Source organism: Pantoea sp. sgz302252 (assembly GCF_042610525.1).
Taxonomy (GTDB): Bacteria; Pseudomonadota; Gammaproteobacteria; order Enterobacterales; family Enterobacteriaceae; genus Erwinia.
Genome location: NZ_JBHDVM010000002.1, coordinates 157,264 through 177,000 on the forward strand (window position 1 = coordinate 157,264; position 19,737 = coordinate 177,000).

Annotated in this window: 18 protein-coding genes and 1 other annotated feature; of the genes, 8 read left to right on the forward strand and 10 right to left on the reverse strand. The window is 45.6% G+C overall.

Annotated features, from left to right (window positions below):
• Window positions 1-101 precede the first annotated feature (101 nt).
• From ACETPC_RS04745 to sbcB, 5 genes are all read left to right on the forward strand, one after another.
• Window positions 102-464, forward strand: a complete 363-nt coding sequence (locus ACETPC_RS04745) for a GtrA family protein (RefSeq protein WP_380179110.1) — start codon at window positions 102-104, stop codon at window positions 462-464.
• Complete coding sequence (locus ACETPC_RS04750; RefSeq protein WP_380179112.1) at window positions 461-1,390, forward strand: glycosyltransferase family 2 protein; 930 nt, start codon at window positions 461-463, stop codon at window positions 1,388-1,390. Before ACETPC_RS04745 ends, ACETPC_RS04750 begins: the two co-directional genes overlap by 4 nt.
• A complete protein-coding gene (locus tag ACETPC_RS04755) occupies window positions 1,387-1,842 on the forward strand; it encodes a hypothetical protein (protein WP_380179114.1) in 456 nt (151 codons plus the stop codon). The genes ACETPC_RS04750 and ACETPC_RS04755 overlap by 4 nt, the downstream gene beginning before the upstream one ends.
• Entirely contained in the window at window positions 1,829-3,064 is a 1,236-nt protein-coding gene (locus tag ACETPC_RS04760; RefSeq protein ID WP_380179116.1) for a hypothetical protein, read from the forward strand. Before ACETPC_RS04755 ends, ACETPC_RS04760 begins: the two co-directional genes overlap by 14 nt.
• A gap of 828 nt (window positions 3,065-3,892) precedes the next feature.
• Window positions 3,893-5,320, forward strand: coding sequence for an exodeoxyribonuclease I (gene sbcB, locus ACETPC_RS04765; protein WP_380179118.1), 1,428 nt, complete (start codon window positions 3,893-3,895; stop codon window positions 5,318-5,320).
• 91 nt (window positions 5,321-5,411) lie between these two features.
• Here sbcB and ACETPC_RS04770 read toward each other — a convergent pair whose 3' ends face one another.
• Window positions 5,412-6,770, reverse strand: a complete 1,359-nt coding sequence (locus ACETPC_RS04770) for an APC family permease (protein WP_380179120.1) — start codon at window positions 6,768-6,770, stop codon at window positions 5,412-5,414.
• 382 nt (window positions 6,771-7,152) lie between these two features.
• The gene (locus ACETPC_RS04775) at window positions 7,153-8,571 is read right to left on the reverse strand and encodes a glutamine synthetase family protein (RefSeq protein WP_380179666.1); all 1,419 of its coding nucleotides are present in this window, start codon (window positions 8,569-8,571) and stop codon (window positions 7,153-7,155) included.
• A 465-nt stretch (window positions 8,572-9,036) separates the two neighbouring features.
• Here ACETPC_RS04775 and puuR point away from each other — a divergent pair, with 465 nt between their 5' ends.
• On the forward strand, window positions 9,037-9,594 hold the full coding sequence (gene puuR / locus ACETPC_RS04780) for an HTH-type transcriptional regulator PuuR (protein WP_380179122.1): 558 nt from the start codon (window positions 9,037-9,039) through the stop codon (window positions 9,592-9,594).
• Between the two features lie 31 nt (window positions 9,595-9,625).
• A complete protein-coding gene (locus ACETPC_RS04785; RefSeq protein ID WP_380179124.1) occupies window positions 9,626-10,903 on the forward strand; it encodes an NAD(P)/FAD-dependent oxidoreductase in 1,278 nt (425 codons plus the stop codon).
• 232 nt (window positions 10,904-11,135) lie between these two features.
• Here ACETPC_RS04785 and ACETPC_RS04790 read toward each other — a convergent pair whose 3' ends face one another.
• The 8 genes from ACETPC_RS04790 to ACETPC_RS04825 form a co-directional block, all read right to left on the reverse strand.
• Window positions 11,136-13,415: a hypothetical protein gene (locus tag ACETPC_RS04790; protein WP_380179126.1), complete on the reverse strand. Its 2,280-nt coding sequence runs from the start codon at window positions 13,413-13,415 to the stop codon at window positions 11,136-11,138.
• 3 nt (window positions 13,416-13,418) lie between these two features.
• A complete protein-coding gene (locus tag ACETPC_RS04795; protein ID WP_380179128.1) occupies window positions 13,419-14,222 on the reverse strand; it encodes a glycosyltransferase family 2 protein in 804 nt (267 codons plus the stop codon).
• A 14-nt stretch (window positions 14,223-14,236) separates the two neighbouring features.
• A complete protein-coding gene (locus tag ACETPC_RS04800; RefSeq protein WP_380179130.1) occupies window positions 14,237-14,593 on the reverse strand; it encodes a DMT family transporter in 357 nt (118 codons plus the stop codon).
• Window positions 14,590-15,408, reverse strand: coding sequence for a sugar phosphate isomerase/epimerase family protein (locus ACETPC_RS04805; RefSeq protein WP_380179132.1), 819 nt, complete (start codon window positions 15,406-15,408; stop codon window positions 14,590-14,592). Before ACETPC_RS04805 ends, ACETPC_RS04800 begins: the two co-directional genes overlap by 4 nt.
• Window positions 15,405-16,184: an NAD-dependent epimerase/dehydratase family protein gene (locus tag ACETPC_RS04810; protein ID WP_380179134.1), complete on the reverse strand. Its 780-nt coding sequence runs from the start codon at window positions 16,182-16,184 to the stop codon at window positions 15,405-15,407. Before ACETPC_RS04810 ends, ACETPC_RS04805 begins: the two co-directional genes overlap by 4 nt.
• Before the next feature lie 13 nt (window positions 16,185-16,197).
• Window positions 16,198-17,199: a glycosyl transferase family 2 gene (locus tag ACETPC_RS04815; protein WP_380179136.1), complete on the reverse strand. Its 1,002-nt coding sequence runs from the start codon at window positions 17,197-17,199 to the stop codon at window positions 16,198-16,200.
• Window positions 17,200-17,203: 4 nt separating this feature from the next.
• On the reverse strand, window positions 17,204-18,328 hold the full coding sequence (locus ACETPC_RS04820) for an FAD-dependent oxidoreductase (protein ID WP_380179137.1): 1,125 nt from the start codon (window positions 18,326-18,328) through the stop codon (window positions 17,204-17,206).
• Between the two features lie 299 nt (window positions 18,329-18,627).
• Complete coding sequence (locus ACETPC_RS04825) at window positions 18,628-19,455, reverse strand: SDR family oxidoreductase (protein WP_380179139.1); 828 nt, start codon at window positions 19,453-19,455, stop codon at window positions 18,628-18,630.
• Between the two features lie 179 nt (window positions 19,456-19,634).
• On the opposite strand from ACETPC_RS04825, the gene hisL reads away from it, so the two are divergent.
• Window positions 19,635-19,682 (forward strand): his operon leader peptide, encoded by a 48-nt coding sequence (gene hisL / locus ACETPC_RS04830; RefSeq protein ID WP_100396937.1) that lies wholly within the window; start codon window positions 19,635-19,637, stop codon window positions 19,680-19,682.
• Window positions 19,658-19,737: a sequence feature (His leader region), on the forward strand. (Overlaps the previous gene by 25 nt.)

The following is a 19,737-nucleotide window of genomic DNA, read 5'->3' on the forward strand; positions in this document are numbered from 1 at the left end:
CCCTTTTCAACGGATTACTCTCGTTTTTACCTCCTAAATATTATAATATATTACCAAGAAATTCTGATTAATTCTAACTCATTGTAATTGAAGAGCTTGTAATGTTGACACTTCTTACCCGCTATGTCTCTGTTGGAGTGATAAATACCCTGATTCATTGGATAACCTTCGCTCTGGGCTTTAGCTTACTGCATTTAAACCAAATGCTATCGAACATTCTCGCTTTTATCATTGCGGTAACTTTCAGCTTTTTCGCTAATGCTAAATGGACTTTTCGCACCCATACAGGCTTAGCACGCTATCTGGCATTTACCCTTTTTATGGGACTGCTCGCTTTAACTATCGGTTTTTTGGCTGATAAAATAAACTGCCCTCCCATACTTACACTGATTACTTTTTCCTCTACGAGCTTGATAATTGGCTTTCTTTTTAGTAATTTTGTTGTTTTCAGGAATAAATCATGAAAATTTCACTCATCGTCCCCGTTTTTAATGAAGAGGACGCTATATCTATTTTTTATAAAAGCGTAAGAGAATTTGAGGCGATACATAAATATCAGGTTGAAATAATATTTATTAATGACGGTAGCACTGACAACACGGAAAATATTGCTTATGCCTTATCAGTAGCGGATCCTTTAGTTAGACTGGTCAACTTTACACGCAATTTTGGTAAGGAAGCTGCTTTATTTGCCGGACTGGAATATGCCAGCGGCGACGCGGTTATCCCCATTGATGTCGACTTACAGGATCCCATTGATGTTATTCCAATGCTGATCGAAAAGTGGCAACAAGGCGCTGATGTTGTATTAGCAAAACGCGTTGACAGAAGCAGTGATACCGCATTTAAAAAGAAAACTGCTGGCTGGTTTTATAAAATACACAATGCCATCAGCCATTCAAAAATTGTTGAAAACGTTGGCGACTTTAGATTAATGAATCGTGAAACAGTAGACAATATCATTGCCTTACCTGAAAGAAATCTCTTTATGAAAGGCATATTAAGCTGGGTTGGTGGAAAAACAGAAATTATTGAATATAGTCGCGCTGAACGAAGTATTGGTGCGACTAAGTTTAATGGCTGGAAATTATGGAATTTAGCACTTGAAGGGATTACCTCATTTTCAACGTTGCCTTTAAGGATCTGGAGCTATATAGGTCTGATTGTTGCAGCGCTTTCTTTTTTGTACGGCAGTTGGATGATCTTAGATAAAATATTCTGGGGAAATAATGTCCCGGGCTATCCTTCAATCATTGTATCTATATTATTCCTTGGTGGTGTTCAGCTGATAGGAATTGGTGTTTTAGGTGAATATATAGGAAGGATCTATCTTGAGGTAAAACGTCGACCTAAATATATCGTTAAGAAAACAGATCGGAAAGAAAAATGATGTTGAAAGATAAAATTCCAACGGTGATCTTCATTGGTTCATTAATAGCCTGCGCTTTTTTTCTCTTGCTGTCCCGTGATTCTATCAATAGTTATAAAGCTGCATTACCTGCCCTCACCGTGGATAAGCCTGGTAATCTTATATTTAGCATTGATTATTGTAATATTGAGCCACGTTTCAGCCTTATAGCAGGTTGGGCAGGGTTAAGTAATGGCGACATTAATGTAGTAACAAAGATCTATCGTGTTGATACTCAAGGTAATCTGTATCAAATTCATAAAACAACTATCAGAAGGCCTGATATTGTTGAGGCAAGAAAAAACGCTGCGTTTAGTCATGCAGGGTTCGTTGCCTCTGCAATAAATGCCAGTAATACCAATATGACTAATAGATTTGTTATTGAGCTGGAAAAGAACGGCCAAAAAAATATGGTGACCTATGAATGTAAATAACCAGAAAACACTGCCGTTTTTCTTTTACTTAAGCGCAGCTGTTTTTTTATATATTCTGTCTCGCACCTTACATCCTGTGCCAGATGGTGATGATGCAATGTTTTCCAGAATACTTGATGGAAAGAATATATTCTCACTATTGCAGCAGCGTTACTTTGGCTGGAGTGGAAGAATACCTATTGAACTATTATTGATAAAAACTATTAATATAAAACTATTCTGGAAAATTGCTATTCCCGCCTCGGTACTTTTGCTTGCATATACGGCATGGCGCGCATTTTTCTTTGATATAGCACGCGCTTATCTCGCTGTTCCGGCAGGCATTTTGCTTTTTATGCTGATTACGCCAAGCGTTAACGCCGACGCCGCCTGGTGGCTTACCGGTTTTTATAACTATTTACTGCCGGTTGCCTTGGGCTCATGGTCTTTGTTAATAGTCAAAAACTCATCAAATACCAGTATAATTAATAAAGTTTTGGCCTTACTTTTATTGAGCATTAGCTGCTTTAGTGAGCAAGTTGCCGTATTAATGATTACCGGCTCTGTTTCAATTTATTTTTTTAAAAAAGATAAAAAAAGTTATGACCTCCTGTTTATTGCTTTGTGTCTGGCATGTACTGCAATATTGCTTACCGCACCGGGTAACGCGCAGAGATTCGCTTTTGAAGTAAAAAACTCCTTGCCTGAATTTGCTGATTTCAATTTAGTTAACAAATTAACCCTGGGCGTAGACAGGCTGAATCATCACCTTAACGACTCAAGCAACCTTATTATCAATGCATTAATGCTTTTGGCATTAATAAATGTGCTAAAAGAAAAAAACATTAAGATAACAGATATAATAGCCATCTCTTTTTTATTCATTAAACTATGTGGCTTTTTACTTAGCCATTTAAACTCTGGCTTAATAGACTTTATTTATAATGAAAGCTATTTCAATGCTCAATCATGGTTCGGATATAAAATTTACACTTCTTATTTCTTTACTCTGGCAGCTGTTTTTTCTCTGGCTTATCTTTCCTATAATTTTATTTTAAATAAGAAATTTGCTATAGCCGCGGTAATTTCTTTATTAGCTGGTTGCGCTACCGTGATGATGATGAGTTTTTCGCCTACCGTGTATGCATCAGCTCAACGCATCCTGTTTACATACGAAATTTGCTCATTGATAACGGTATGCATATATATCAGGCATTTCACTTTATTGTTTAAATCTCGCTAAATAAATCAGCCATATTGTCAACGACAATATGGCTGCACTCATTAAATTAATGATTGTTCAGGCTATCACGCAGCTTTCACAAATTTTTATCGACAGGAACCAGCTTCTATGGCGAACCTATGATTTATTCAGATAGTCTTGTTACACTCTCGTCTTTTGCTGCTGGCTGATTAGTAAATTTCTTTATCAAAAAATATATAAATCATTACAGGCATAAGAAACTTACAGAAATGGAAGATAGAATAATCACCTACATCATTAAATACCTGGCTTTGCCTGCTTTGATATTATTTCCTTTCGCATGCCTGTTTTATATCATTACAGATAATACATAGTCTCCTCCTGCAAGCGGTTTAAGTCCGCCCAGACTTGTATATGAGGTTATGGACGGAATTATAATATATTAGCCATTAAACCGAAAATTCCCCCCAAATGGCATCGAAGCTCTTTACCGCCATGCTCAGGTTAATAGTCTTTGTCACAACCTCTTTCAGGCTGACGATCGGAGAGGAGCGAAACGCTAAGCTTTCCCTCACATCTATAACACAGCTTTACGGCATCCCCCTTCTGAAATGACATCTGAATCAGACCTATCGACACCGCCCACTACTGAACTTCTTTAATATGGTTTACCATATATGAAAGGCAGTTTTGTATCACTGAGGGGGCCACAGACTCTTCTTTATGCCTGGTTTCAGGGGCTTGCACCAGCTCTATACGCAAAATTGCATGGACTAATGCAAATATTAATGACCATAAGTGAACATAGAAAACCGGAGCAGTCAGCAAAGCGCCAGTTTTCCGGCAAACAAACAGAAGTGGACAACAGTGAAAAAAGAATCGAACCAACCTACCTTCCTTTTCCACGACTACGAAACCTTCGGGAAAAGCCCTTCGCTGGACAGGCCTGCGCAGTTTGCTGGCATCCGTACCGATATGGATTTTAACATTATCGGCGAACCAGAGGTGTTCTACTGTAAGCCTGCCGATGATTACCTGCCGCAGCCGGAAGCCGTGATGATCACCGGCATTACGCCGCAGCTGGCAGAGGCAAAAGGCCTGAGCGAGGCTGATTTTACTAAGCGCATCCATCAGCTGTTCAGCGAGCCCAACACCTGCATCGTTGGCTACAACAATATCCGTTTCGACGACGAGGTCACGCGCAACCTGCTCTACCGTAACTTTTACGATCCCTATGGCTGGAGCTGGCAAAACGGCAACAGCCGCTGGGATTTGCTGGACGTGATGCGCGCCTGCTATGCCTTAAGACCTCAGGGTATCGAATGGCCGGAGAACGACGATGGCTTTCCCAGCTTCCGTCTGGAACACCTGACTAAAGCCAACGGCGTCGCGCATGAAAACGCGCACGATGCTATGTCCGATGTTTATGCCACTATTGCGATGGCGAAGCTGGTGAAAGAGAAGCAGCCGCGCCTGTACGATTTTCTGTTCAGCCATCGCAACAAACAGAAGATTATGACGCTGATCGATATCCCGCAGATGAAGCCGTTGATGCATATTTCCGGCATGTTCGGCGCGCAGCGTGGCAACACAAGCTGGATCGCCCCGCTCGCCTGGCATCCGGTAAACAAAAACGCACTGATTACCTGCGACCTTGCTCAGGATATCTCTCCACTGCTGGAATTGGATGCAGACGCGATACGTGAAAGGCTTTATACGCGTCACGAAGATTTAGGCGATGACGCGCCGGTGCCAATCAAGCTGATGCATATCAATAAATGCCCGGTAGTCGCGCCCGCTAATACTTTAAGGCCGGAAGATGCAGAACGTCTGGGTATCGATCGCCAGCGCTGTCTGGATAACCTGGCGTTGCTGCGACAGCATCCGGAAGTGCGTGAAAAGGTTGTAGCGCTTTATGCGGAAGCCGAACCTTTTGTTGCCTCCGATGATGTCGATGCCCAGCTCTATGACGGTTTCTTCAGCGATGCCGATCGTAGCGCCATGAATATCATCCTGCAAACAGCGCCGGAGAATTTACCCGCGCTTGATCTGACGTTTAACGACAAACGTATTGAAAAGCTGCTGTTCCGCTATCGTGCGCGCAATTTTCCCGGCACGCTGGATGAAGCCGAGCAGAAACGCTGGTTGCAGCACCGCCGCGAAATGCTGAATCCGGAACGGGTACAGGGTTATGTGCAGGAGTTAGAGATGCTGTTTAATCAGTACGAAGGCGATAAGGCAAAGATGTCGCAGCTGAAAGCGCTGTTCGATTACGCCCGCGAGCTGGTTTCCTGATCTCTTTCTCACCATGAAAAAACTAAAAAGGGCGCGGTTCACAGAACCACGCCCTTTTTTTTAACTCAATACGGGCCTGCGGCCCGCAGAATTACATCGGTTCTTCAGTATACTGTGGCACAGGCTTGCGGAAGCGATGGGTAACCACGGCCAGATAAATCAGGCCAATCGCCCCCCATACCAGGCCCAGGATCATGGAACTTTCTTCCAGGTTGATCCACAGCGCGCCAACCGTCAGCGCGCCACACAGCGGCAGCAGCAGGAAGTTGATGTTGTCCTTGAGCGTTTTGTTACGCCCTTCGCGGATCCAGAACTGCGAAATCACGGAGAGGTTAACAAAGGTAAAGGCCACCAGCGCACCAAAGTTAATCAGCGCCGTTGCCGTAACCAAATCGAAGCTGATAGCCGACAGCGCGATCACGCCTACCAGGATAACGTTCAGCGCCGGCGTGCGCCATTTCGGATGGATATAGCCGAAGAAGCGCTCCGGGAATACGCCGTCACGCCCCATCACATACATCAGACGGGAAACGCCCGCGTGCGCCGCCATGCCGGAAGCCAGTACGGTGATGCAGGAGAAAATCAGGATACCGAACTGGAAGGTTTTGCCCGCCACGTAGAGCATGATTTCCGGCTGCGAAGCGTCCGGGTCTTTAAAGCGTGAGATATCCGGGAAATAGAGCTGCAGGAAGTAAGAGACTACGATAAAGATCAGGCCGCCAATCAGAGCGGTTAAAAAGATCGCTTTCGGGATCACGCGTCCGGCGTCTTTGGTCTCTTCCGATAGCGAGCTGATGCCGTCAAAGCCCAGAAACGAGAAGCAAAGAATAGTTGCGCCGGTAATCATCGGCACTACATGCGCCTGCTCAGACCAGAACGGCTTGCTGCTGGTTAAAGTGCCGGCGCCTTCGCCGTGGGCGACGCCATAAATCACCATACCGGTAATGGCGACCATAACCACCATCTGCAGGATAACAATAACGCTGTTAAAATTGGCTACGGTTTTAATGCCTTTCAGGTTTGAAAGCGTCATAAAACCAACCAGCAGCACCACAAAGATCCAGGAAGGGATCCCAGGCACCAGCGCTTCAAAATAGATTTTCGCCAGCAGGATATTGATCATTGGCATGATCAAATAATCGAGCAGCGAGGACCAGCCCACCATAAAGCCGACGTGCGGACTAATGGCTTTCTGGGCATAGGTATAGGCCGAGCCGGCAGACGGGAAGCGGCGTACCAGCTTGCCATAGCTCAGCGCAGTAAACAGGATCGCAATTAATGCGAAGGCGTAGGCCGTAGCCACGTGACCATCGGTCAGGCCGGAAACAATGCCGAAAGTATCGAACAGGGTCATTGGCTGCATATAAGCCAGGCCCATCATCACTACAGGCATCAGAGTCAGCGTTTTTTTCAGGTGCGCGCGAGAGTGCGTCTGGGTATTATGCGACATGATTCAGCCTCCCCATAGCGTCAACCTTTCTGGGTTGAACCACAGGGAAACTTCGCGTCATGCGAGCGGTTTTCTTATTTGGGGAGGTAAAGCAGGCAGGCGTGAAGGTAACGGCTGCCGCTGCGCCGTAGTCGTCGCGCAGATGTTTACCGGCTGCGGCCGGCGTAATGAAGTGTTGCCCCATCTTTTTTTCCTCAAAATGACACTGTAAGTGTGTATCAGTCCGGCTGAACCGGCCTCTTTAAACATTCATTTTTAGTGCAAAAAAAATAACCGGCGCACAGAGCGACGGTTATCCAATTACAGGAGGCATATTTTGCCTGGCCGCAAAGCAGAATACAAGTTTTTAAGTCCTTCATCCGCCATTTCTTTATCGGCCTTTTCAGGCGTTTTTTAACATCCAGTCGATTTCCGTCGTGGTGATCAGACGCTCGAAATGCGCCAGCTCATGGCGTTTGCAGCTGTGCCAGACAAACCCAAAGCGTTCGCCAAGTAATTTTTGCAGCGCCGCGCTTTGCCTGAATTCATCCAGCGCATCGCTCTGCCTGACAGGCAGCGGCATTCCTTGAGCCTCGTGACCATTACCGATAATGGCAGGAGGCAGCGGCAGTTGATTATCGATCCCGTGCAGAATGCCCGCCAGCACGGCGGCCACCACCAGATAAGGATTGGCATCCGCGCCCGCTACCCGGTACTCCACGCGATGATTTTCCGCTTCGCCGCAGGGAATACGCAGCGCTACCGTGCGGTTGTTATGCCCCCACGAAGCCTGCAGAGGTACATAAGCCTCCGGTAAAAAACGGCGGTAAGCGTTGACGTTTGGTGCCAGCAGCGCCATAGAAGCGGGCATTAAATCGATCATCCCTGCTAACGCTCGCTTCAACAGCGGGGAGTCGCTGCCGTCATCGGTAATAAAAGCGTTGTGATCCGCGGCATCCAGCAGGCTGGTATGGATATGCATACCGCTGCCCGCCCAGGCTTCATAAGGCTTCGCCATAAAAGTAGCATTCATGCCGTGATTTTCCGCTACCTGACGGATTAGCCGTTTTAGCTGGATGGCATAATCGCAGGCGCTCAGCACGTTGCGAGTGTGGTGCAGATTGATTTCAAACTGGCCGGGCGAGGCTTCCGCCAGCGCGCCATCGGCAGGAATGCCCTGCTCTTTAGCCAGTCTGTCGATATCGTTTAATACCGCCGCAAAATGGTTCAGGTTGTCCACGGAATAGACCTGGCACTGCCGATTGCGCTCCTCGCTACCAGGCGAACACGGCGGCTGGATAGCGCCCTCCGCATCACGTTTTTTATCGACGAGATAGAACTCCAGCTCTACCGCTACCACCGGAAATAATCCCCGATTGCGCAACTGCTGCCAAAGGTGATTCAGGATATTCCGGGGTTCAACGTCAAAGGGAGTACCATCTTGATTGCGCATGGTCAGCAAAACCTGCGCCAGGCGCTGCGGGTCGGCTGCGGAGGGAGTCAGTGTGCCTTCAACGGGAATGCAGATATTGTCGGGTTCGCCCAGCGCCTGGCCAAGCCCGGCCTCTTCTACCGTGTTGCCGAGAATATCCATAGCGTAGACAGAAGCAGGAAAGTAACAGCCTTTATCAAGCCGGAGCAAGCTGGCGACCGGCAAACGCTTGCCGCGAAAAATACCATTTAAATCGTTAAGCAGAACATCAACATGCTGTGTTTCAGGGTGGCGTTCCAGATAAGTTTCCACTTCAAGCTGGAACGCGCTGGTTCGTTGCTCTTCACTATGCCGCGTAAAATCTTCCACTTCGACGATATTGGTCATGATGCCACCCGCCTTCGCTGAGCTGTCAAATTTTGTCGCAACGCTCAAAATAAGCGCCACCTGTTTAACATAGCGTCAACCTTGCGGCGCGGCAAATGTTATAGCGAAGTTTATTTTTCGCACAAAATCTTTTGCATATTGCCCGGCAGAGTGCCAGATTGGCAGGATATCTTCTTTCCGCTTAAAGCTTACAGAAACAGGATGGCAAGTCGGGATGGGCATTATTTCGAACAACTCTTTGATTGGCGTAATAATGTGCAAGGCGGATAGATACCGTTCTGCATCGGCTAAGTCTGTTTACTGCCATGCAACACGGCAGACTGGCTTCATCACTTTATTCCGGCTTCTGCTTCCGGCAGCCTTTTCAGAATTATTAAGAAGCATACCGCTGCTGCGGTTCAATACATCTTCCCGATGCTACGGCAGAGTTACGCCACGCTTTGTGAGCTATCAGCAGGAAACCGGGCAATGAACGAAGAACCTCTTGCTCCTGGCCGCAGGCTGGCGGAAATCCGGCAACAGCGAAATCTGTCCCAGCGACGCGTTGCTGAACTTTCCGGCCTGACGCACAGCGCTATCAGCACTATTGAGCAGGATAAAGTGAGTCCGGCGATCGGGACTTTACAGAAGCTGCTGAAGGTTTATGACCTCTCTCTTTCTGAGTTTTTCTCCGAACCGACGCTGCCAGCAAGGCCTAAAGTAGTTATTGAAGCCGATGAGCAGATCGATATCGGTAGCCAGGGCGTATCGCTGAGGCTCATCCATAACGGCGATCCCGAACGCGCCCTGGCCATGATGCTGGAAACTTATGAGCCTGGCGCGACAACGGGTGAAAAGATCCGTCATCAGGGCGAGGAGATCGGCACGCTGCTGGAAGGCGAAATCACGCTGATGGTTGAGGGCCGCAGCTATCAGTTAAAGGCCGGGCAAAGCTATGTTATCGATACCGGCCAGCCTCATAGTTTCACTAATAATTCTGCGTCTTCGTGCCGAATCGTCAGCGCGCACACGCCAGCTAATTTTTAACAGACGCCGCGCGAAGTTTCCGGAGGGAGAAATGGAACATGTGCAGAGCTATTATGCCGCAACGGTAAATCATCATGCTTCCTGGCCGCAGCTGACGGATGACATCCAGTGTGATGTTTGTATTATCGGCGGCGGCTTTACCGGGCTTTCGTCGGCGCTTTATCTAACCGAAACGGGCTATGATGTAGTGGTGCTGGAAGCGGCCAAAGTCGGCTTTGGCGCCAGCGGTCGCAATGGCGGTCAGGTGGTCAACTCTTATAGCCGGGATATCGACTTTATTGAGCAACGCTACGGTAAAGAAAGCGCGCAGATGTTAGGCAGCATGATGTTTGAAGGCGCTGCGGTGATCCGCGACCGTATCGATCGCTATGCCATTAGCTGCGATTACCGACCGGGCGGTATTTTCGCTGCTCTCAATAATCGTCAGATGAATCACTTAAAGCAGCAGCACAAGCGCTGGCAGCAGTACGGTAACCACCAGCTGGAATTGCTGGACGAGCTGGGCATCCGGCGCAAAATCGCCAGCGAGCGCTACGTAGGCGGCCTGCTGGATCGCAACGGCGGTCATTTGCATCCGCTTAATCTTGCGCTGGGCGAAGCAGAGGCAATTCGCCGCCACGGCGGCAGAATTTATGAGGGCTCCGAAGTTACCTCCGTGACTTATGGTGTGCCTCACCGCGTCGCCACCGCTCAGGGCAGCGTATTAGCTAAGTATGTTATTTTTGCCGGTAATGCTTATCTGGCACCGCATCTGGAACCAAGGCTGGCACGTAAAAGCCTGCCCTGTGGTTCGCAGATCGTCGTTACAGAGCCGCTCTCCGCCGATAAAGCGTTGGCGCTACTGCCGGATAATTACTGCGTGGAAGATTGTAACTACTTGCTGGATTACTATCGCCTGACCGCCGATAACCGCCTGCTTTATGGCGGCGGCGTGACCTATGGCGCACGCGAACCCGACAATATTGATGGGCTAATCCGTCCTAAGCTGCTGAAGACGTTTCCACAGCTGGAAGGCGTACGGTTTGATTACGCCTGGAGCGGAAACTTTTTGCTGACGCTGTCGCGCCTGCCGCAAATCGGGCGGCTGGAAAACGGCGTGTACTATATGCAGGGCGACAGTGGACACGGCGTAACCTGGACGCATCTGGCGGGCAAGCTGGTTTCCGAAGCGCTAAAAGGCGAGCCGAAGCGTTTTGACGCCTTTGCCCGCCTGCCGCATCTGCCCTTCCCCGGCGGCCGTCGCCTGCGCGTGCCTTTAACAGCTATTGGCGCTGCCTGGTATGCGCTTAGGGACAGATTGGGGGTTTAGCGTATATTTCCCGGTTCAATAATCTTTTTCACAGATTATGCAGACAGGGCCGTAATAAGCATAATCATGTATTAAGCTTGCCTGGAAAGATAAGGCATTGCTGTTAAATACCGTCACCTGCGCACGTTTTTAAATATCCAGACCAAACTTGGGTAATTTCAAATAAAAAAGCCTCTAATAATGCAGAGGCTTCTTATTAAAGTGAATTACCTTTTAGCTACGCCATTAAAAATCAACGATAGTGATAATTTAAATTTTCGCACCTAAATAAATCACCACCTTTCATTACGACAATGCCAAAATTATTTTCACCAGTAATAGCGGGGAGCCTGTACTTAACTTCAAAACCAGTACGACGCAACTCGTTGTTCTTGAAATGTTGTGCAACGTCTTCTCTAACTACTTGTTTAGTCCTGACATAATATTCCTTGCCTTTTTCATCCAGATTATGAATAAAAATGTTATCTGGCGCAGCAGCATCCGGTAAAGGTGTTTTACTCCAGCCATATATAGCAACCTGACGCTCATTAGCCGAGTTAGTAAATTCAACCTTTTCTATATATCCTTCGCAGTTTGCCGCCTGCACATTTCCTTCATGTTCAGGAGTGGTAATAACCTCACCAGGATAGGACGATTGCGCGTCTATACCTGCTAACGGGACATGATCCCACATATATTTAAATGTTGGCTTGAAATAGTTAGATGAATGAACAGTGAATTTAATTTTCTTAACCCTATCCCCGATATACGGGAAAGCATTAAGCAAGGGTGAGGCCACAACGCCGCTGTTAGCATTAAGCACATTAAGCCTGTATGTCTTCTCATCACCAGAGTAAAGTAAATAATGAACATAGAGAACATCACCCCGGAAGAGAAAGTTTTTCAACCGGGCATAGGTGCTCAATTCAAAAGCAGGTATTATTTTAGTCAAACCTGATAGCGATGATGGGACATCAATCCACGTGTCAAATTTAGCGGTAAAATTCAGTGATCTTTCTGGCTGATAGCTTACCTGAGTTTCATTAGCCTTTAACAGCATCACGGGCTTGTTATTCTTATCAATGAAATTCTCTATAACATGATAATTTAGCATGATAGCCGTAGATGTTAGTGGATCTTCATTTAATGCGTATTTCCCATCAAACCCTTCAAAACTGTTACAGGTTTCGCTATAACAAGTCTGCCCGGCATGCCAGATAACAAAATCTGGCCTGTCATTACTCTCAAAATAATGCTGATTTAACTTATCCAAGCCAGGCGTTAAGGTCATGTAATTTTGAAAAAGTGGCCTGCTTTTGTAGTTAAGATGATTTGCAAAAACAAACTCGTTATTGTAAGGATAGACATCAACACTGCCCTTTCCAATAATCTCAACCACACTATCCGGAAGAATATATTGCGTATATTTATTAGCCACCCTTTCCTGAGGTGATTTCTTGAAATCTTCATGAGTATAAAATGGCTTAGGTATTGAAAACCAAGGCATTACCGGAACGGAAGATATCAACAGCAGCGAGGCCAGGCTTACAGCAAATACACTAAACCATCTTATCCTTGCATTGAAACAAGCTACCATTGCTATTACGGCAATCGGAATAATAAAATAGTTTAAATAGTGATCGGCGCGACCAAATCCTAATTTAATAAAAATAAGCATCAGACCGCTAAAAGTTAAAATCATAGAAGGCGAATGAAAAAGCAAGAATAAATTTATCGCTATAAATATAACCAGAAATGCGGCGTATATCTTTGCCGGTAGCACATTATCATAAGTCATATCCACAGCATTACCAAAATTCAACTGCGAATTAATGATAATATAACTCTTTAAACTAGCGACATTGTGAAATACAAATAGCCCGACTATAAAATAGGCAAAGATTATGGCAGTAACCAAAAATAGAATCGCCTTCAGATTTTTCTTGTTTATCGCCTTGACCAGGAAATAGCTACCGAAAGTGGCAGCGCTTACCATCCCATACAGGAATCTGATATAGAAAAAAGCACCAGTCAGTAGTCCTAAAAAAACAAGCATCGCGATTGAGCAAGGAAAATCTTTCTTATCTGATGGTGTTTTTTTTGCGAACTCAAAGTACGAAACCAGTAAAAAAGGCCAAAGCAAAAATATAGAAGGGAAAACTAAGTTATTGAGATATAAGAAAAATACAATAATGAAAGCAACCCAGGCCTGAACGCTATTCGTGAGTTTAACAAGAAGAAACCAAAAGGTGGCAGCGACCGAACTCATAAAAGCTAACGAAAGCCAGTAGGTCAACTGGCTAAACTGTGTTGTTGTTCCGCCTGTTAACCAGTAAAGCGGACCATAGCTAAATAAAAAATCATTGCTACCATAGAACATTGAATTAGTCATGTTAATCCATTGTTCTACCCCGCGAATAGAATTACCGTTCATTGGGTTAGCATGCAGGTAAGCGAAAAGCAAACAGAAAAACACAGCGAAGAGCCTACTGTTCGCGCCTCTGAATAAATTTAAGAAACTCTTGACCATCATTATTCAATCCTTAGGATTAAATTTACCAAGACACGCATCAAATAAGGTTTTCAAGACCGCATAGTTTCCGCGAAAACTACTTATTTTCGTTGGAACCTCACCTTTTGGATATTTTCGTATTGTTGGAATTTCAATACAGCGATAGCCCAAACGGGGTGCGCGATAAGATAAATAAGCGAGCAGTTCATAGCTCATAAAAACATCCCGAAATGGAGCAACACGAGGATCGGACAACAATTTACTACTATAAGCGCGGAAGCCCTGTGTTGTATCTGTCCATTTGAATCCGGATGCGAAACTTAGTAAAGGAGCATGAAGTAACCGAATAGCAAAATGTCGTGATTTGGGCGTATTTTCCGCCACTCCGCCGTTAACAAAACGAGAAGCCTGAACAAAATCAACCCCATTTTCTAAAGCTGAAATAAAGCGTGGAATAGCTTCAGGATCGTCTTTATCATTACCATCAATAGTAACGATACCCTGATAGCCCTGCTCAAGGCAGAAGGCGTAAGCGCAGCGTAACTGAGCGCTTAATTTGCCCTTTGCCGTTTTTACCAACAGACCGCTGACCTGATATTGGTTTAGTTTTTCCAGGGCTAAAGAGCCATCCTTACTGCCACCATCCATAATAATAATATCGGCACAGGAGGCAACATTAATTGCCGCCATGCGGCTTAACAGGCTGGCGATACGCTCGCCTTCATTGATAACGGGGATTACCACGCACCATGGATGCTTTTTGCCTTCCCATAACTGGACATCATAAGCAGGTACTTGCCATTGTGGCTGAGCTTCAAAATTTGACATGACTGAGTAACGTCCTATTTAACTTTAGCTGTAATCAGGATAACGCCAGCCATCACAAGCGCAATGCCGAGGGCGGTTGTCCAGTAAAAGGGTTCTCGAAAAATCAGGAAAGAAAGTAGAGCAACGCAGGCTACAGCACCCGATGTTAGAATGGGATGAGCGACGTTTAAGGGCAGAAAAGCCAGCGCAGCTGCATAAAGGACAAAAGCCAGTCCATAAAGGGCCAGCCCCAACCAGAAAGGCCAATTGTAAAATGCCGCCAGAGGCTCGCTTAAAGATGGGAATTTTCTTGGCGGCATCATAGCCATTTTTATTAGCACACTGGCAGAACTATTAGCGGCAATACCTAATAGCAGAATTAACCATTTCATGGTGTTTCCCTATACTGTTCGCTGATATAGATCAGCGCCTGCTCAATAGATTCGAGACGATCTTCCTTTTCCGTAAGCATTTCGATAGTCGCATACATCTCGGGAAATTGTGTTTTAATGGCATGGCTAAAGAGATGATGATTTTCCTTCTGACCTCCAGGCGGAGCCAGCCTGGGTTCACTCAGATGAATATGACCAATCAATGTCGGATAATTTTTAAGCAACTCAGAAATATCCTCCTGATTTAATATTACTGCACCAGTATCAAGCTGCATTCGAATGTTATCATGGTTGACGGCCTTAACTATGCTTGCGGTTTCTGCAGCCGTAGTCATAAAGTTAGCACCATAATGGACGGGATTAGGTTCAAGACAAATAATCACATTAAATTTCTGCGCAATATTGGCCAGCTCACGGAAAAAACCCACCGCGATGATGCGCACATCATCATCCGACAATGCCTTTTTATCCCTGTTTTTAGGGGAACCAAAAACCAATTTCGCCGCTCCTACTCCTGAGGCTATACGGCATATTGCGGTAAGATGAGTAAGCATTTCCTGCCGGACTGGCTCATCATCAAAAAGATTAAGACCTTGCGTCCCAAATAGCAGAGATTGCATTCCAATAATAGCGATACCGCGCTGAGCCCACCATTCTTTTACTGATTTTATTTGCTCATCCGTAGACTGCAAAACATCCGGAAAGTATTTCCCTGGAGCAATATCAATTGCATCAACATCATATTTATTGAGTAGCGAAGCAACCGCTTCATCTTCTTCTTTATCCCAGGCTATATTAGATATCGAAATTTTCATAAGCCCGCCTCGTTTTTTTTGGCTTCGGACTGCGCATAGGCTCTTACTGCCATCAGAGTTTCACGTCGATTATATTGGTAGGCAGTCTTTTCTGAAAATAGTTCAGCATGACAGCTTCGCATATCATAATAGCCCGGTTTTTCAATAACTTCATTTTTAAAAACAAAACCAAAACCTTCGCTGGCGATATCAGCAACAGAAACAGGCTCAGCAGTTAAATGCACCAGAGATAATTTATTTTCAATGGCTATCTGAATATCATACCAAAGATTAATCATTGGATAGAATTGAAAAACACCCCGACTTTCAATTTGCTCGAGATTATTGTTTTCATGAAAATCATAAATGATATTTTTCTTTAAACCTGGCCCGACAAGCCCGGGTAAACGAACAATCATAAAATCTTCAAAATGCTGCGCAACGAACTTTTCTAAATAACGCCGATGTAGCCCATAGGGGTGCAACCCTTCTTCATCAACGTGACTATTTTCATCAACATTAACCGGAAGCTTAAAAACATCAACCGTGCTGATTAAAATAAATTTTTTGCATTTTATTGTTTTAATTTTTTCTATCAGCGCATTGATCTTGTTGAGATCGTCCTGAGGTTCTTTATTCGCCAACCATTTTTGTGCGGGCGCGCCAGCGCATACCACTGTATCAAACGATTTTCCGCAGATTTCATCAATGTTTGTTGACCTATAGTGACAGGAGAACGCTCTTTGCTTTAAAAGCGTTGAACCAACAAAGCCTGAATATCCAATTAATGCATCCATCTCGCACCTTAAATTATTTATCACGTCCGGTTTGAACCCGATTGTTTTCTGTAGAAAGAGAATCACTCAGTACGTTGACCCTGTCAGTGTTCAACATCACTTCGCTATTTCTTTCATAAACTACAGCATATTCTGCTTGCTCACTACTTTCGTCCAGTAATCTCCCAAGGTATTCTCCAAAGAAGGCCAACATAATGAACTGTAGAGTAAAAAGCAGAGACATAAAGAGAATGGTTGTGGTCCAACCTTCAACGACATGTCCATTTAATAGATGAATTAACACGCTATAGCTGGCAAAAACAAACGCAGCCAGGCTACCACAAAAACCAACCACAGACATCCAACGAAGAGGCCTTGAGGAATTGAATACCATCAGACGTAATAAACGCCTTACCGAGTTGATCATTCCCATTCCCTCGACCTCTGTATGAGGAGTATAAGGAAAAGCGCCTGCCGGATAACCTGTTTTTTGGATACGCAAATAAAATTGGTGATGAAAGCGACCCACGCGTGTTACAGCATTTACCGCTCTTCTACTCAGACAACGTAACCCCGTCGAATTGGAAGGCAAGTCATATTCAATCGCCTGCAAAGCCATATTGACAAATTTACGAACTAATCGATAAGGAAAAGATTTAGCATTATTTGTCACTCCAACAACCACATCCTGCCCCTGACGGCACTGTGTAACAATTTCAGGAATAAGCGAAACCGGGTCAGCATAGGCATTCCATAAAACAACAAAATCGCCAATAGCATTTTCCAGCCCTGCCGCCAAAGCAACATCAATATAAACAGCGGCGGAAAGATGAATAATCCTCATACCTGGAATATGTTGTAATAGGGTATCTTCAGCCTGAGCTGATGTTGAAGACATGCCGGGCGCGATAACAACTATTTCATAGTCCGTATAGTTTTTGTCAAGGACAACATAAAGTTCAGCCAACTGCTTGCTGATTTCCTGAAGATGCGTCTGAACAACCACGACAATAGAAACAAAAGATTCACTTTTCATAAAGTTAGCTCAGCCTGATGACACGCTCTATTTCCTGGAGAACGTCGTAAATGTTATCTATTTTCCCACCCATTATACAGTGTAACCCTTGCAAACCATGGTTAGCTTTGAACAGGATAGGTCGTGAATCATCGGAATCACTACGCGGAAGAATAGTTTTAACTTCCCATATTGATTTTTTATAGTCACATTCGCTTAATGAAGGTATATAGCGCTGCGCATCAGCCACCATATAACGCCAGGCGCTGTGACGCCGATCTTCATCATACTTTTGATGCGAATCCTGATAACTATTTCCTGGCATATCCGCCCATTGATAATGAGGCGTATAGCGTACATGGCTAAAAGAATGCCAGTCCGTTGAAGGGAACGGCATGACGGAAAAAAAAGGCCCACACATCACGGTTAAGCCGGTTTTTTTTAAGTGATCCGGTACCTCTACCAGACACATTTCCGTCATTTCATGCTTCAGGGGTATAAGCTCAATACCAGAAGCATTCAGCACATAATTAATGCGTGAATAGGTGCAGTTAAAGACATGATCTGCAAAGAATTCACTTGTAGTTCCAGCTATATTCACCTGCACCATAAGGCCTTGATCCGCAGCACGGATATGGCTGACAGTAGCCGTAGTGATAATTTTTACATTTGCTGCCTGCAGGCGGTCAAGCATTGCCGCTCGTAATTTGTGCGCATCAAAGGCAAATTCAGTCGTAGCGAAAATAGCATCGATCATGGCAGGATTAACCAGACGTTTTATTTTAGCTGGCGCCTCTTCACAATCCGCGCCTATTCGATTGCAAAAGCGGCGAAATTGGTCGGCTGTCACCTTGCCAAGATGGCCAGAAATCAGGTAATACTTTTCAAAATCGCGCTCAATACAATTTTCAAACTCATTAACAAACTGAGGAAAGGAGACTCTGGAACGCAAGGCCGTCAGAATACTTCGCGGATAATGGTAGCCATTGTGCACACGTGCCTGATTGACATAGGACGCTCGCGTCATCAACTGCTCAGATTTTTCGAAAATTATAACTTCACAGCCTTTAAGCGCTAGCTGTTCCGCAAGGTACAATCCGAAAAAACCACCGCCGGCGATTACTACTTTATTTATTCTGCCCTTAACCATTTTTGATGTAATCCGCAATCAAAATAAAAACAGTTTGCAACAAGTCAGTATGTAATATAACGCTTGATGATACCTGTATGACTTGAAAAAGGAAAGCTTCTTGGGCCAGCGTTCACCCAGCTGAAGATTTAACACGCTTAAATTCGCTTTAACCGGAGTGTTTCGCTTGTGTCGGGGGATATTATATTCATTTATTCGGTTGTTTTAATACATAGTTTTGCATTATTTTTGGCAAGTATAGCAGCGCTTTAATCTTTTTCCCAGCCAGACGCTATTCCAGTCTGGCTAAAAAAATTGTTTTAACTAACCGGCATCATCCCCGGATCCGCATAGCAATAGCGAAAACCCAGCTCTTTGCAAATGCGGCTGCCGTCGACAATCTTGCCTTTTCCGCCGTCTGTTTCTCCGCGGAAAGTCGGCGGTGTCAGGCCAAGCTGGCGGGCGACCATGGGATAAAACTCGCTACGCGCCGGATGCTGTGGCGCGCTGAGGTTATAGGTTCTTCCACCTTCTCCTTTTTCCAGCAACAGGATAATAGCTTCCACCACGTCTTCCAGATGCACCAGGTTCACGCCGTGCGAACCGTCGCGCACATCGGTTTTACCGGCCAGGAAGCGGCCCGGATGCCGCTGCGGCCCCACCAGCCCGGAAAGCCGCAGAATATCTACCGAGGTGCCCGGCAAATTATGCAGCCAGGTCTCCAGCTCTTTTAACGTTTTGCCTGCTACGGTAACAGGTTCAAGCGGGCTTTTTTCGTTTACCTCGCCATTGCCGCTGCCATAAACAGAAGTTGAGCTGGTAAAGACTATGCGCGGTATGTTCGCTGCTAACGCGCTGTCGACAATTTGCTGCACCGCCAGCAGATAATTTTCGCCGCCTTCCGCCGTGCGGCTGGCGGGCAGCGTGATAACCAGCGCATCCACAGCCAACAGTTCGGCGAGATCGTCAGGATCGCAATCCAGCTCTGGATTCAGGGTTAACAGCACGCTCTCCAGCCCACACATGCGCGCCGCCTCTACGCCATCGGCGGTGGTTTTGCTGCCGGTAACCTGCCAGCCTCTCGCCGTCATCGCCAGCCCCAGCGGCATGCCCAGCCAGCCTAATCCCACTATCGCAACTTTTTTCATCTTTTGGCTCCCTGATGCCTTAATCATGCCACTAAAATTACGCCAGCCTGGCGTCAACAACAATCGGTTAACGCTTTATATCTGTCAGCATTGATAAAAAAGTGTTGCGTCCGGCGTTTATCCTGAGTTAGGTTATTGGTCACGAAATGAATAATCATTCAAACCTATTTGAGAAAACTATGACTCGCGTTCAGTTCAACCACCATCATCACCATCACCCTGACTAGTCTTTCAGGCGATGTGTGCTGGGAGACATTCAGATCTTCCAGCGGTGCAGAACGC